This window comes from Streptococcus anginosus subsp. whileyi MAS624 (assembly GCF_000478925.1).
Lineage (GTDB): Bacteria > Bacillota > Bacilli > Lactobacillales > Streptococcaceae > Streptococcus > Streptococcus whileyi.
Window position 1 is genome coordinate 872580 of record NZ_AP013072.1, and the last position, 15218, is coordinate 887797.

The 15218-nt window shown below is 36.5% G+C and carries 9 protein-coding genes and 3 pseudogenes; 7 read left to right on the forward strand and 5 right to left on the reverse strand.

Going from position 1 to position 15218, the window contains the following annotated elements; all coding sequences use genetic code 11:
- Positions 1-57 precede the first annotated feature (57 nt).
- The gene (locus tag ANG_RS04440) at positions 58-2349 is read right to left on the reverse strand and encodes a hypothetical protein (RefSeq protein WP_025271701.1); all 2292 of its coding nucleotides are present in this window, start codon (positions 2347-2349) and stop codon (positions 58-60) included.
- 365 nt (positions 2350-2714) lie between these two features.
- Here ANG_RS04440 and ANG_RS04450 point away from each other — a divergent pair, with 365 nt between their 5' ends.
- From ANG_RS04450 to ANG_RS11385, 5 genes are read left to right on the forward strand one after another with little or no spacing between them, the layout of a single operon-like run.
- The gene (locus ANG_RS04450; protein ID WP_003035640.1) at positions 2715-3632 is read left to right on the forward strand and encodes an IS1595 family transposase; all 918 of its coding nucleotides are present in this window, start codon (positions 2715-2717) and stop codon (positions 3630-3632) included.
- Positions 3622-4077 (forward strand): hypothetical protein, encoded by a 456-nt coding sequence (locus ANG_RS04455; RefSeq protein WP_003035667.1) that lies wholly within the window; start codon positions 3622-3624, stop codon positions 4075-4077. The genes ANG_RS04450 and ANG_RS04455 overlap by 11 nt, the downstream gene beginning before the upstream one ends.
- Positions 4078-4079: 2 nt before the next feature.
- Positions 4080-4382, forward strand: coding sequence for a hypothetical protein (locus ANG_RS04460; RefSeq protein WP_003035719.1), 303 nt, complete (start codon positions 4080-4082; stop codon positions 4380-4382).
- Positions 4360-5532, forward strand: a complete 1173-nt coding sequence (locus ANG_RS04465) for a hypothetical protein (protein ID WP_003035710.1) — start codon at positions 4360-4362, stop codon at positions 5530-5532. The genes ANG_RS04460 and ANG_RS04465 overlap by 23 nt, the downstream gene beginning before the upstream one ends.
- Positions 5533-5553: 21 nt before the next feature.
- Complete coding sequence (locus ANG_RS11385; protein ID WP_020999574.1) at positions 5554-5772, forward strand: hypothetical protein; 219 nt, start codon at positions 5554-5556, stop codon at positions 5770-5772.
- Between the two features lie 80 nt (positions 5773-5852).
- On the opposite strand, the pseudogene ANG_RS04475 reads toward ANG_RS11385, so the two are convergent.
- A pseudogene (locus ANG_RS04475) lies at positions 5853-6720 on the reverse strand (IS982 family transposase).
- 119 nt (positions 6721-6839) lie between these two features.
- Here ANG_RS04475 and ANG_RS11565 point away from each other — a divergent pair.
- A pseudogene (locus tag ANG_RS11565) lies at positions 6840-8577 on the forward strand (ABC transporter ATP-binding protein).
- Positions 8567-10316: pseudogene (locus tag ANG_RS04485) on the forward strand (ABC transporter ATP-binding protein). Before ANG_RS11565 ends, ANG_RS04485 begins: the two co-directional pseudogenes overlap by 11 nt.
- Positions 10317-10336: 20 nt before the next feature.
- Here the strand turns inward: ANG_RS04485 and ANG_RS04490 are convergent.
- The 3 genes from ANG_RS04490 to ANG_RS04500 all read right to left on the reverse strand — a co-directional run bounded on the left by ANG_RS04490 (position 10337) and on the right by ANG_RS04500 (position 15209).
- Entirely contained in the window at positions 10337-11872 is a 1536-nt protein-coding gene (locus ANG_RS04490) for an ATP-binding cassette domain-containing protein (protein WP_003035633.1), read from the reverse strand.
- A 419-nt stretch (positions 11873-12291) separates the two neighbouring features.
- A complete protein-coding gene (locus tag ANG_RS04495; protein ID WP_003035612.1) occupies positions 12292-13032 on the reverse strand; it encodes an amino acid ABC transporter ATP-binding protein in 741 nt (246 codons plus the stop codon).
- A complete protein-coding gene (locus ANG_RS04500) occupies positions 13032-15209 on the reverse strand; it encodes an ABC transporter substrate-binding protein/permease (protein ID WP_003035613.1) in 2178 nt (725 codons plus the stop codon). The genes ANG_RS04495 and ANG_RS04500 overlap by 1 nt, the downstream gene beginning before the upstream one ends.
- Positions 15210-15218: the final 9 nt, after the last annotated feature.

Below are 15218 nucleotides of genomic sequence, written 5' to 3' on the forward strand. Positions count from 1 at the left end.
AGTGCTTACGAGAATATCAAAAAGGCGACTTCCAAGCGGAAATCGTCTTTTTCATGCTTATTTCAAAAATTCATACTCAAATAGGAATGACACAATTTCAGAATTATAATATTCTTTTACCATTGTTTTCAATGTATTCAAGTGTCCGTTTAATTCGGGATAGTTATAGATTGTTTTATCATTTTCATCTTTTTCAGATGTGTTAAGCTCATCAATAATCTGATAAACTGAATACGTCAATTTAGAATTATAATTTTCCGTTTTCTTAGCTTCTGTTAGGACTTTTTCCCATTGTTCAAATAAAGCAGTCTCTTTAGAACCTTGTTTCAATTTTGCTAAGTTGACTGTTGCTAGCGTATCTCCATTAGAGTTATCCAGTGACAACTCATTGCGGTAGAATCGTCCATCAGAACCATATAAACTTCTCATGTGATTTTGCGTTTCAAGTGTTGTGAAGAGCAGAATTTTCAATAAGTCTTGTTCAATCTTGTTACTTGATACAGCTTTATTAAAACGTTCAGCGCCATCAGCAGATTTCATAATATTAGCACGCTGTGTCCAGTGACGATTATAAGTAATGTAGCGACTGGCGGCAAACATTGGGAGCTTTTCTATGAAATTGTCTTTTCTTAATGGGAAATACCCTGCACCATTATATAGACTAGCAACTAGTAGAGAAGAAGCCAAGTCAGGATTGTCAAAATTCACTCCAGAAGCTCGCAAATAGCCAATTAGATTGTTATTTATAATTGTCTGAGAAGTAATTTTATTCGTGCCTACTAATTTTGCTCCATTTAACCCCAATACAAAATCAGATAATTTATCGTCACTAAATTTCCGTTTGTCGTAATACACATTACTATATTTCGTATAAATACGATTGATGGTTAAATCTTCTTCTTGTAAGATTTCGTTATTGGCTATATTGAATGCTTCAAGGGTAATATTATCTAATTTTTCATCTACATTTGACCAAAGAATACAAGAAACTAACGCATCAATTTTAGTGTGAAAATGTCTTCGGTTGAAAGCAAATCCTCTTTCAAACTTTTTATCAATGAGATGAATTTCTTTCCAATATTTGATTGGGCTATAAATAATGTAACTATCAGTAGGCTGACGAAGATAATATTTGAAACCACTCCAAATAAAGATATTTCCCATCTCATTTACACCCATTCCCTTGATTTCTTGTTTCATCTGTTTCATTAAATAACTTTGTTTCCATTGAGATGATGATGAAGTCTTTTTTGCTTTTTGATGCTCTATACTGCGTGTATCTGCGTAGGGTGGGTTTTCATACAAAATAATTGTTACTTTTGGGTCGTTGATATAGCGTTGAATAATTTCATTATTGATATATTCCTCGCTAAGAGCATCCGCTCCTCGGACTAGCCCCATATTAAAAGTATCTTCTTTTTCAGTTGGTGGAATGATATGACGGACTTTATCTCCAAGCAATTCCAGCAGAACTTTGTATTCATAATATTCTATAGTTGAAAGAACACAGTGACTTAATTCCTCGTCGCTCATCAATTTCTCAAGGTTTCCAGTTCCGGCACATCTATCCAAAATAATATAATCATTTCCTTTAGGAACATGTTGAATGGCTTGTCGGACTAGCTCCAATGACTTTTGAACATAAGGTTCAGGAGTGTAGAAAGCTCCTAAATTTTTCTTTTGCAAAGTATCATTGAGTTTATCCATCAAATATTGAAATTGAACATTAGTTTCACCGATATAAGGATTGATAAACTCTTTTAGTTTCTCAGGTTTCCGAATTTCACCAATAATTTTAACTTTACCAGTATGGTCACCGATAAAATCAGACTTTTTAGCCCCTTTGTTTTCACGATAAAAACGTTCTGCCCAACCAACAATACAGTTTTCGTCAATGTTAATTTTTGTATATTGCTTTGAACGTAGTAAAGTAATAAGACGACTTTCGTCTAGTTGACTTTGACCGTATTCTAAAACTTCAAGAGGGGCATCAGAAGAAAAACCAGAGGTTTTTACACTTGCACCACCAAAATATACTTTTTCGATATGTGTTAAATATTCCTGACTATCAAAAACGTAGATTTTTTCATTCGTTAGCGACACAAGCAGAATGTTTTTGGGAATTTCTTTTCCTTTGATTCTCCGAGCGGATAGATATTTGATGGCTTGGAATAGAACAGTGTTAATATCATTGATAACAACTTTAAATTCAATCAGATTTCCATTTACAATACCATCTGTATAATCCGTTAAAATATCATCTGTTTTTAAAGTTTTATCAACAAGAGGGAGATAATCTTGATAAAACTTGAGTTGTCCATCAACTTCGTTTGAGAAATGGTTAGGCATATTGTAGCTCCCCATTTCTCTCTGAAAATAACTCAGAAAACTCAACATAAAAAGCCTTCTCACAAAAATGTGAAAAAGCCTGTTTTAATGCTTGACAAAAAACACGCCCGATTACATAATCAGTGTGAGCTGTGAGCTGTGAGCTGTGAGCTGTGAGCTGTGAGCTGTGAGCTGTGAGCTGTGAGCTGTGAGCTGTGAGCTGTGAGCTGTGAGCTGTGATTGCGTTCATAATACTTAATTTCCTTTATTTTTGATACTTCTATTATATCAAAATTTTGGAATCTTGCATAGTAGAAATTTACATTTTTGTTGATAAATATTCTTATTTTCGATATAATATAATCAAGAAGTAAGGAGTACCAGTTATGAAGTTTGAGTTTAAGTCATTATTTGATTTACAATCTGCTTTTCCAGACGAACAGTCATGTATTGACCATTTAGAAAATATGATTTGGGGCGATGTGATTATCAGCCCTTTTGATGCTACTTCAAAGGTCTACAAATGCAAAGGTAACAAATACCGCTGTAAAAATACTGGAAAATACTTCAATGTCAAGACTGGTACTCTTTTTGACAATACTAAAATTGAACTTCGTAAATGGTTTATGGCAATTTGGCTTGTGACTTCTCACAAAAAAGGAATCTCATCTGTGCAATTATCAAAAGATATTGGTGTTACGCAAAAAACAGCTTGGTTCATGCTGGAACGTATCCGTAAGTGTTTTAGTTCTGAAAGCAACAATAGTCTTGATGATGCTGTGGAAGTTGATGAAACCTACATAGGTGGTAAAAATAAGAATCGTCATAACTCCAAAAAAGTCAAAAATGCTCAAGGGCGTTCATTGAAAGACAAATCTGCTGTAGTAGGCATGGTACAACGTCAAGGTAAAGTTAATGCTCATCATGTACCAGATACAAAGACGAAAACATTGACTGAACAGATTGTCAAATACGTAAAGGAAACAGCTCAACTTTACTCAGATGAATGGCTGGGTTATAATAAAGTGGCTAAGATGTATAATCATGACTTTGTTAATCATAGAACTAGCGAGTATGTGCAGGGTGATGTTTATACCAACACGATTGAAGGCTTTTGGGCTGGATTGAAACATGGAGTATTAGGAATTTACCATTCGTGGTCTAAGAAATATCTTCAAGACTATGTAGATGAATTTGTTTTTCGTTATAATACTCGTGACTATTCGGATAGTGAGCGTTTTAATCTCCTGATTTCAAATGCCTGTGTCCGAACTAAATACAGGGAGCTGATTTATGGCTACTAATACATTACATGACCTACATTTTGAATTGGAAAGGTCTATCGCTCGTAGAGTTGATAGTAAGCTGATTGGTTATCAGGTCAGCCTTTCAGATGGTTTTTACAATAAATACACCAAACTCTGGGATAAGACCTATTCCTTTGATTTTGTTACTGAACATCGCTCTTTTTACACTCAACTGACAAAACGTTGTGTTTATGACGTACTTGGAGATAGTCAAAAGAAAATTGACAGAAAGGCTATTGCCAAACAAATGGCAGAGTTAGAAGCCTTGGTTGATATTGCAGAAAGTAAAGAGGAGTTTCAGAACTTTTTTGAGAAAAAATACAGTCTCAAATTTCCTGATTTGAACGATTGCATTTATCAGAAGAAAAAAGAGTTATCTGATTTTGACAAAAAACTTTGGATAGCGATGCACTATAACCCTAGAAAAGATGAGGGGGAATAATAATGACAACATGGTATGATTACATGGTGAGAGCTAGTGAACATGCTGGAAGTGACGGTGATTCGTGGTTTCGCTATCTTTATAAGGTCATTAAAGATGAGGAGACTAAACTAACTACTGATGATGTAGAGCAATTGTTGAAAAATCCTACCTTAACACCTTTCCAAAAAATAACCCTTCAAGATGCTTTAACAGAAGGTACACACACAAGAGAACACGTTTTGCAGGCGAACCGTAAAAGTCAGCCAAAAGATATTTTGAAACTCTTTAGAGAGGGTAACTATGGATACGAAAGTTTTATTTGAGGCTCTCAATACAGAATTAGCTAAGGAAAATATTGACCTATTTAAAAACATGGTACAGATTACTTGCTTTGATAAAGAAACATACGATGAGTTATCAGAAAAATATTCAAATAAGAACTATCAGTTGAATTTAAAAGGCTTTGATAAAAAATTTTCGGATAATATTCAAGTCGTTTATAAAGAAGCTACAGGGACAGAATTTACATATAGCAAAGATGGTCAAGAAAAAACAAAGGTTGGTAAGATAACTGGATGGATTGGTATACACTCTACTATAAATTCGTCTGAAGCAACGGAGTTAAATGATACTAATTTCAAGAAAAATAAGTTATATAATCCTTTGAGTCTTAGAATTTATGTTAGAAATAAATTAGCTATCTCTAATTTTTTGCCAGTAATTAATAATACGCAAGCTTTTGTAAACTATATTGAAGGTGAAATCGGTTATGACATTCTTGATGATAACAACTTTAAAGATATTGCAACGACTAGTAGACAAAATATGGATGAAAATGATCCTCGAGTAGTGGATTTAGCAGAAAAAATAAAACAAGAAGTATCAAGTTTAATTCGTACAAGATTAGAAGTTAGAAATAAAATGAATAATGAGATTCAATCTTTACGAACAAAATCTGAAAAAATTGCTAAAGAATCGACTTCTAAAAATATTGATAAAATATTTGATGATTTTAAGTCTCAAAAGGATAGAAATAGCTTTAGTACCTATGAAATGGATCAGCTAAATCTTAATGTAAAAAATAGGGTTGTACAACAACTCAAAGGAGAAAATTTTAAAAACGAGTATACTATTTTCTTTTCCCATTCACGAAGAAATAAGAATGTATTAGACTTTTTCTATTATTTATTAAAAAAGATTGGTGTTACTTCAGACGAGATTTTCTATACAAGTAAAGAGGATGCACCTCAAATTGATATTAAGCAAAACTTAGGTGAAATTTCTAAAGAAAATATTGTCAATAAAAATACATTATTATTCTTTTATGTTACGAAGGATTTTAAAGACTCAGATTATTGTATGTTTGAAGGAGGTGCTGCTTGGGCAACGCGAGGTGCAGAAGATTATCTAATCAATTTTGATGAATTTAGTCTGATTCCTGATTATCTTAATCAAAAAGGTGAATTTCTATAAAAACTTACTCAAAATTCTGATTTGTCTAAAGGAGATTTTTATAATCAGTTGATAAATACACTAAATAAGTTAATTGAGCATATTAATATTGGACGAAAAATGAAAGCTGCTGAGGAAGTACCGTTATTTAATAACATTGAATTTCCTGACAAAGTGGAATTAAGCCAAGGAAAAACTCCGGAGCTTAATAAAGATATTGAAAACTATTGGAATACTTATATTTTAGAAAATAATGAGTAATTTCAATGTGCGAATAGGGAGAGAGTTGCCCCTTAAGTTTTATAAAAAATAGGTGCTAAATATGATGTCTACCCATGGTGCTAGTTCATTTCAAAATAGCGTAAATTATGAGCCAGAATAATTTGTTCAATTCGTAACTGTAGTCCGGCTAGCCCTCTAGCTAATGTATGTTCGATGTCAAAGAGACGACACAGTTCAGAAAAACGAGTTTCAATCGTTCGTCTCATGGCCATTACTTTCCAATTGTTATGTTCTTCGGCTCCTGTCATGTTTTGTCGAAATGGTATCCATAGATGGTCACCTTCCTGTTTTAAGTCCTTTTTGAGTTCACCGCTTAAGTAGCCAAGATTACCTAGAATAACCGATTGCTTACATCCCTCTAATAGCTCATAAACCACCTTGATATCGTAGACAGAGGCTGGTGTGACAACACAGTTCAGAATACAACCCGATAAGGTCACTAGCATATGAACCTTGAAACCATAGAACCAAAGATGTTTAGAGACGTTATAGCCAATATCGGCTAATCCTTTAAAAATGGCAACTCTTTGATTGCGAACTGGTTGGCAAAGTGGTAAGGAAAAACTATCTATAATCGCTATTTCATCAGGCGAAATCAAGTCGCTCATAGCTTTTCGGATTAATTGGACTAGCCAAATCATTCGTCTAGACCGACGATTGAAACGACTTCTTTCTAGTAACTGACCACAAGGAAAGAGGTGTCAGATGGTGTAGAAATGGCGTTGTGACGTTATGCCTAGTTCAGCTTGTAACAAAAGCAAGACAAGAAGCGCTTCATCTGAAACTTTGCCTAAGCCAACATTACGCCGATGTTTAAAGGAATCTGGGCAATAAGTTTTATAAAAGTAATGACAAATTTGTGATAATTGGCGTAAATTCCATTCATTGTAAATGATGAGATTTAGCAGTATACTGTAAGTGGCTCATTTGGACTAACCGCCTGTATGTTTCGTCACTTACAGTATAGTCCATTTGGGCTTTTTATTGTATGTTGAAATTAACTAGCACAACGGGTAGAACTAGTTTTGTATAAGAAAAGAGATTTCATGAAAGATTTATTGAAATATTTTAAGGGTTATATCAAAGAATCCTTGTTGGGGCCACTTTTTAAATTATTAGAAGCTAGTTTTGAACTATTGGTGCCAATTTTGGTTGCAACAATTGTAGACCAAACAATCCCTAAAAAAGATAGCACGCATCTTTATACCGTGGTCTTTTTGTTGGTTGTCCTAGCATCGTTTGGTGTTGTCGTGGCGATTATTGCTCAATATTATTCCTCAAAAGCAGCGGTAGGATTTACACGTCAATTAACTAAAGATTTATATCAAAAAATAATGCGTTTGCCAAAAGCTAGTCGAGATAACTTGACGACATCTAGTCTGGTCACTCGTTTAACAAGTGATACTTATCAAATTCAGACCGGCATCAATCAATTTCTTCGTCTTTTTTTTGCGCGCGCCGATTATTGTTTTTGGCTCGATTATCATGGCATTTTTGATTAGTCCAAGTATTACACTGTGGTTCTTACTCATGGTTGTCATCCTAACGGGTATTATCTATATCATGTCACGCTTGGTAAATCCGCTTTACGCTAAAATTCGCCAGATTACAGATAAAATTGTCAATATGACACGCCAACAACTGCAAGGTATGCGTGTTATCCGTGCCTTTGGGCAAACAAATAAAGAAATCCATGAGTTTAGAGATACCAATGAGATCTATAAGACCTGGCAGATAAAAACAGGAGTTTGGTCCAGTTTGATTAGCCCGTTGACTTTTTTAGTGGTAAATAGCACTTTGGTCATGGTTATTTGGCATGGGAATCTAGCTATTGGACAGGATTTGCTGACGCAAGGGAAATTAGTTGCTTTAGTCAATTACCTTTTGCAAATCTTGATAGAGTTGTTGAAACTGGCAATGCTTGTTACTTCTTTGAATCAAAGTTACATTAGTGCTAGACGAATCCAAGAGGTTTTTGAACAGGAAGAGGAAGATGTACTAGCAGAACTGTCAATACGGCATTCTGTTGGTGCTCAGTCTATTTCTGCTGAAAATGTTACCTTTACCTATCCACAAGCTGCTAGTCCAGCCTTGGAAAATATTTCGTTTGACGTACTATCTGGTCAGACTTTGGGAGTGATTGGCGGAACAGGCTCAGGAAAATCAACTTTGGTGCAACTCTTGGCGCACTTGTATTCGATTGATACAGGTAAGTTAGTCATTTTAAAAAATGGTCGCAGTCCTCGAAATCTGAAAGAATGGCGTTCTTGGATAAGTTTAGTACCACAAAAAGCAGAATTGTTCTGTGGAACGATTCGCTCAAATTTGTCGCTGGGACTGGAAGACGAGGTGACGGATGAACAACTTTGGTGGGCTCTTGATATTGCGCAGGCTAGTGACTTTGTACAGGAAAAAGAAGGTCAGCTAGATGCAGTAGTAGAAGCTTTTGGTCGGAATTTTTCCGGTGGTCAACGCCAACGGTTGACGATTGCGCGCGCTATTTTACAAAAAGCACCTTTTCTGGTGCTGGATGATTCCACTTCGGCACTTGATTATTTAACAGAAGCTAAACTATTGCAAGCTATCAAAGAGCAGTTAAAGAACACGAGTTTGATTTTAATTTCACAGCGAACCAATAGCTTGCGTGCAGCTGATCAGATACTGGTCTTGGATAAGGGACATCAGATGGCTCTGGGTGCACATGAGGAGCTGATCCAAACGAGCGATATTTATCGAGAAATTCATCTCTCACAACATAGCAGGGAGGAAAAGCATGAAAACTAGATATTCTACAAGTAGGTTGAAGCGTCTAGCGAGTGATTTATTACAACAACGTTGGCTTTTTCTGTTAGCCACAGTTGGAACGATTGTTCAGGTTGCCTTGACCATTTATTTGCCGATTTTGATTGGAAATGCAATTGATAGTGTTTTACTTTCCGATGCAAGTCAGCATTTGCTGCCAATTCTCTCGAAAATGGGGATGGTGATTGTTGCCAATACAGCGATTCAATGGCTCAATCCTTTAATCTATAATCAGTTGATTTATAGTTATAGTCGGAAACTTCGGGACGCAGTTATTCAAAAAATTCATCGACTTCCCTTGGCTTATCTTGATCGTCAAGGGAGCGGTGATTTAGTGAGTCGCTTGACGACGGATGTGGAGCAGCTAAATAATGGTCTGCTCATGGTCTTCAATCAGTTTTTTGTAGGCGTGTTGACTATTCTTGTAACGATTGTGACAATGGCAAGGATTGACTTTTTCATGATGATGTTAGTCTTGCTTTTAACTCCCTTATCTATGCTGATTGCACGTTTTATAGCCCGTAAAAGCTACAAGCTGTTTCAAAAACAAACGACGGCACGAGGGCTTCAGACACAGCTCATTGAAGAAAGTCTCTCTCAAGAAAGTTTGATTCAAAGTTTTAATGCTCAAGAGCAATTCATTACGGATTTTACAAAAGGCAATGAGACATATGCTGACTATTCTCAGGATGCTATCTTTTATTCCTCTACTGTCAATCCAGCGACTCGCTTCGTGAATGCTCTTATTTATGCCATTGTTGTTGGATTTGGTGCGGTTCGTATCATTAACGGCTCTAGTTTCACAGTTGGACAATTAGTGACATTCTTAAATTATGTCAACCAATACACTAAGCCCTTCAACGATATTTCGTCTGTTATGGCTGAATTGCAAAGCGCCCTTGCTTGTGCAGAGCGCTTGTACATGATTTTAGATGAAAAAGAAGTTGTGGAAACGGGGAAAGAAGAACTTACGAGTGAGGCAGTACGGGGAGCAATTCGTTTTGAACATGTCCGTTTTGGTTATGAAAAAGATAAACCTTTGATTCACGATTTAAACATGACCGTTCCAGCAGGAAGCAAAGTTGCTATTGTTGGACCAACTGGTGCTGGAAAATCGACTTTAATCAATCTCCTCATGCGTTTTTATAATGTAGATGCGGGTAAGATTAAGTTAGACGACAGAGATATTACAGATTATACCAGAGTCTCATTTCGCCAGCAGTTTGGTATGGTTTTACAAGAAACATGGCTGAAGACAGCGACGATTCATGAAAATATTGCTTTTGGGCCGACCAGAGGCTAGCCGAGAAGAAGTAATTGCAGCAGCTAAAGCTGCTAATACTCATTTCTTTATCCAGCAATTGCCGCATGGCTATGATACTTATCTAGCAGATGCAGGAGATTCTTTGTCACAAGGACAACGCCAGCTATTGACCATTGCGCGTGTTTTTCTAGCGGTTCCTAAAATCCTGATTTTGGATGAAGCAACCTCCTCTATTGATACGCGGACTGAAGTACTCATTCAAGAGGCTTTTAATAAGCTCATGGTAGGGCGAACCAGTTTTATCATTGCTCATCGCTTGTCTACCATTCAGAATGCAGATATCATTTTAGTGCTGGTTGACGGAGATATTGTGGAATATGGCAGTCATCAAGAGCTGATGCAAGCAAAAGGCGTTTATTATCAAATGCAGACAGCGCAGGGAAGTTTGGCGGTTTAAGATTGACTAGGCGAACAAACTTATAGCTGTTCTTTGCGGACTAGCTCTATTCCTGTCTCATTCAAGCGGTAGATTTTCTGACAAACTTCTTTGAGAAAGGTTCGGTCGTGTGAAACGGTAATGATAGCGCCGCTATAGTCTGTAAAAAGCTTTCGTACTTGTGGCTGAGAAGTGGGGGAAAAGTTGCATGTCGGCTCGTCTAGCAACAAGACATTTGCCTGATCTAATACCATTTTTAGAAGCAGTAATTTAGCTTTTTGTCCACCAGATAGCTGGGAAATGGGATGATGTACTTCGTTGCGCGTGAATTGCAGACTGGCTAGGTGGGTGAGGATTTTTTCTCGCTCAATAGCCTCTCCTGTAGATGTTAGAAAATCTATTGGAGAATCGACTTCGTTTAAACTATCAGGATAGATTTGAGGCATATACCCTAGCGTAATGCCTTTTTTCTTTTGCAATAGATTTCGCAGTTCTTTGATAAAAGTAGATTTTCCGGCACCATTTTCACCAATAATCCCAATCTTTTCCTGCCCTAAGAGTTCAAAATTTATATTTTTGGCTAAGGTGCGTTCCCCTACCTTCAAATACATCTGTTTGAGAGTGACTACTCTTTTTGTAGATGGCAGAGGAGTAATAGTAGAAAATTGTAGATTGATAGCATCTGCTTGTGTTGGTAACTCTGTCATTTTAGTGGCTTCTCGATTAAAACGTTTTTCTTGTGAGAGAATATTTTTCATTTTTTTGGCTAGTAATCTACCAGCTGTGCTGTCATGAGTATGACGCAAGACATGCTCCACACTTTGTTTGACTCGCTGGTGTTTTGCCATTGCTTTTTGATATTCTTCTCGTTCTTTTTTTGCATCTTTAGTTTGCTTTTCAAATGCAGCTTGTCGTTGCTGGCTGTAATTTTCATAATCAAGATTCTGTACAGTCGTCCGAGCTTCTTGCTTTTTCTTAACCAATTCCAAATGTACGATTTTTGTTGCTGTATGACCTAAAAGACTTTCATCATGTGAAACAAACATAACTGTTTGAGGTGTATTTTGAAGAAAATTTTCCAGCCAAATCAGAGTGTCTGTGTCTAAATCATTGGAGGGCTCATCTAAAAAGAGAATGTCCCAATTTGTAGAGAGGATTTTTAAAAGCTGTACTTTTAATGTTTCACCGCCAGATAGAGTCGCTAATGTTTGCTGACTAGTAAAACGTTCGCTATCAAAATGTAATTCTTGAGCAAAGCGGTAAAGTTTGCTGTAATCTAAGTCTACGTCCAAATCACCAAAGAAATAGTCGTTGAGGGAGAGCCTTCTTTCATTTTCAGGTAAAGTTTGCGGCAAATAAGCGTAACGATGATAGTTTTTCTGAATTTCTCCCCTATAACTAACATAGTCTGAAACAAGTGCGTCATTCATGAGTAATTTGAGAAGAGTAGATTTCCCATTTCCTTCTTCTCCGATAATGGCAATTTTATCACTTGTATTGACTGTGAGTGATAAATCGCTGACCAAGTCTTTCAAGTCTTTTAAATGGGTAATAGTTAAATGTCGAATTTGTAACATACAAGTCTCCTTTTGATGTTCATTGTCATTTTAGAGCTAAGAAAAACAGCCCTATTTATCTAGTAGAGCTGTTTTTGTTTTTGGATTGCCAACAAACATTGCAAAACGGAGTAGTCTGCAACGAATAGATTATTATTGAGAAGTTTGAAAAAATTCTTTTATAAAAATAGGCAAGAGCATGACAAAAAATCTACTAGATAAAGTTTCCTTTAAGCAATAGATTTCTTGTACATAAACTCCTTACCTCCGAATTTTACTGATTTTAGTGTAGCAAAAAAGATATAAAATGTCAAAAGAGTACCGAGAAAAAAGTTTGTCACTAAGAATAAATAGAATGAAAGTGCAACTGTTGTGTTATTGAGTTTTCTTCTAGAAAGTAAACGAGTCTGGAACATTTTTGTCCCAGACTCGAAGTCATATTATATGTTCAAGACTTTATCTAGGAAGTCTTTGAGGCGTGGGTGCTGCGGATTATCAAAGATTTGGTCGGGTTTACCGTCTTCTAAAAACTCTCCGTCAGCCGTAAAGATAACACGGTTTGCCACTTGGCGAGCAAATCCCATTTCATGAGTTACAATAATCATAGTCATGCCTTGCTTGGCCAATTCTTTCATAACATTGAGAACATCTCCAACCATTTCGGGATCAAGAGCAGAAGTAGGTTCGTCAAAGAGCATAATATCAGGATTCATAGCAAGTCCCCGTGCAATTGCAACACGTTGTTTTTGTCCACCTGAGAGGCTATCTGGCATGGCATCAGCTTTATCAGAGAGACCGACTTTTTCTAATAATTCCATACCAAGTTTATCTGCTTCAGCTTGTGTCATTCGCTTGTGCTCGACAGGAGCAAAGGTGATATTTTCCAAAACTGTCATGTGAGGGAAGAGATTGAAGTGTTGGAAAACCATACCAATATTTTCACGAACTAAGTCGACATCTGTTTTTTTATCGGTTAAGTCGAAACCGTCCACGGTAATAGATCCACTTGTAACTTCTTCCAGCAGGTTGAGACTGCGAAGAAAGGTTGATTTTCCCGAACCTGAAGGTCCGATGATACAAACGACATCCCCTTCATAGAATTTGGTTGTGATTCCTTTTAGAACTTCATTTTCTCCGTAGTATTTATGTAAATCATTGACATCAATTTTTAATTTAGCCATTATTTAATCCTCTTTTCTAAGCGTTTTGCAAGTCTCGTTAAAAGAGTGATGATAATCAAGTAAAAGACTGCTAGGATAGCATACATTTTGAAGCTTTGATAGTTACGAGCAATGATGATTTTACCCGTTTGGAAAAGTTCGACGAGACCGATAGCAGAGACGATTGTAGTATCTTTCAAAGCGATAACAAACTGATTGACGAAGTTTGGTAACATGATTTTTGTTGCTTGTGGCAGAATAATCTTTCTCATTGTCTTAGAATAAGAAATACCAAGACTGCGACTGGCTTCCATTTGTCCAGCTGGAACAGCTTGAATCCCACCACGGACAATTTCTGCAATATAAGCACCTGCATTGAGAGAAAGAGCAATCGTACCAGCCACAAAATCGTTAATCGGACTTTGATGACCTGTCATTGATTCAATAAGGTTTGGGATGCCCCAGAAGATAAAGGCTGCGAGAATCATAAGTGGGATTCCACGAATGACATCCACGAAGATTTCTGAGATGACGCGGAGTGTTTTGACGGGACTCACGCTAAACATACCAAAGATAATTCCAATTACCATAGCAATAGCAAATGACAGAAGCGCAAGAGCAATGGTGATACCAAGTCCGCTTAACAATTGTTTATAGTTGTTTTGGAGAAGCCCCCAAATGGTAGTTTCATCAACTGTACTGTCTGAAGAGCTAGAAGCAGAGCTGGTCTTTTTCAAATATTTATCAAGAATTTTTTGATACTGACCATTTTTCTTGATATTTGCTAAACCATTATTAAACATTTGGATTAATTCAGGATTGCTGCCCTTTTTTACTGCAAAAGCAGTATCTCCGATAGGAGTTCCCTTGATTGGAGTTTTTAGTTTTTGACCTTGGCTAATGGAGTATTTTACAACGGGTTCGTCGTCCATAACAGCATTCACAGAGCCAGAATTCAAACTATCATACATAGAAGAAGCATCAGCGAATGTCTTGATTTTATAACCATACTTGTTTTGATTTTCTGTTAAGAAGGTTTGCGAAGCAGTACCATTTTTAACGCCGACTGTTTTGCCTTTCAAGTCTTTATAAGAAGCAATTGTGCTGGATTCTTTGACAGCAAGGATTGCGTTTGCTGTGTAATAAGGCTCTGAGAAATCAAAGGTTTCTTTACGAGCGTCTGTCACAGACATCCCTGCAATCATTCCGTCAGCTTGTCCAGATTGTACAGCATTTAAAGCGGCATCAAATCCGGGATTTGTAATTTCAATCGTGAAACCTTGGTCTTTGGCAATGGCTTTTATCAAATCCATGTCAATCCCAGTATATTTGTTATTACTATCTTGGAAAACGAATGGTGCAAAGGAAGAATCGCTAGCAATGGTATATTTTGCTTTGACAGGAGTTGCTTTTTGGCCAGCAGGAGTAGTAGTTTCTGGAGTGGAACTAGTTGCCTTTGTAGCTCCTGTCCATTTTGAGATGATTTTATCAAGAGAACCATCTTTTTTCATTTGAGCAAGTGCTTCATTGAATTCTGTTACTAGATACTCATACTTGCTTCCTTTTTTGACACCAAATGCAAAGCTACCAACAGCTTCCCCTTTCATAGAAATTTTTAAGTTTTGGCCTTGCTTGATAGCATATTCAATAACGGGCTGATCATCCATCATAGCATCAATTGAACCAGAGTTCAAACTATTATAAGTCAAATCAGTTGTATCAAAAGTTTTGATAGTAAATTTATATTTGTCTTTGATTTTTTCTAGAAAACGTTGTGCAGTAGTCCCGTTTTTAACTCCGACGGTTTTTCCTTTTAATTGTGAATAACTTCTAATTGCATGTGTTTTAGTCGTTGCGATGACGACTTTTGTATCATAATAAGTATCAGACATGGTGAAGACTTTTTCGCGGTCTTTGGTTTTTGTCATTCCAGCCATAATAGCATCTGCCTGACCAGATTGAACAGCATTGACCGCTGCATCAAATCCAGGGAAAGTCATATTGATGTTCCAACTTTTTAGTTCAGCGACTTTATTGATAATATCTACGTCAATACCTTTGTAAGTTTGATCGGAATCTTTAAACTCAAAAGGTGCATAGGCTGTATCAGATACTACTTTGATTGCATCCGCATGGATATTAATTGTAGCAAATAGTGGTAGTAAAGCTAACAAAAAAGCTATGATTTTTTTCTTCATGAGTCTCTC

Excerpts from the sequence above, each read along its gene's own strand:
- ANG_RS04455 (WP_003035667.1), top strand. The coding sequence starts at position 3,622 with ATGGCTACTAATACATTACATGACCTACATTTTGAATTGGAAAGGTCT.
- ANG_RS04500 (WP_003035613.1), bottom strand. The coding sequence starts at position 15,209 with ATGAAGAAAAAAATCATAGCTTTTTTGTTAGCTTTACTACCACTATTT.
- ANG_RS04465 (WP_003035710.1), top strand. The coding sequence starts at position 4,360 with ATGGATACGAAAGTTTTATTTGAGGCTCTCAATACAGAATTAGCTAAG.
- ANG_RS04450 (WP_003035640.1), top strand. The coding sequence starts at position 2,715 with ATGAAGTTTGAGTTTAAGTCATTATTTGATTTACAATCTGCTTTTCCA.
- ANG_RS04460 (WP_003035719.1), top strand. The coding sequence starts at position 4,080 with ATGACAACATGGTATGATTACATGGTGAGAGCTAGTGAACATGCTGGA.
- ANG_RS04490 (WP_003035633.1), bottom strand. The coding sequence starts at position 11,872 with ATGTTACAAATTCGACATTTAACTATTACCCATTTAAAAGACTTGAAA.
- ANG_RS04440 (WP_025271701.1), bottom strand. The coding sequence starts at position 2,349 with ATGCCTAACCATTTCTCAAACGAAGTTGATGGACAACTCAAGTTTTAT.
- ANG_RS04495 (WP_003035612.1), bottom strand. The coding sequence starts at position 13,032 with ATGGCTAAATTAAAAATTGATGTCAATGATTTACATAAATACTACGGA.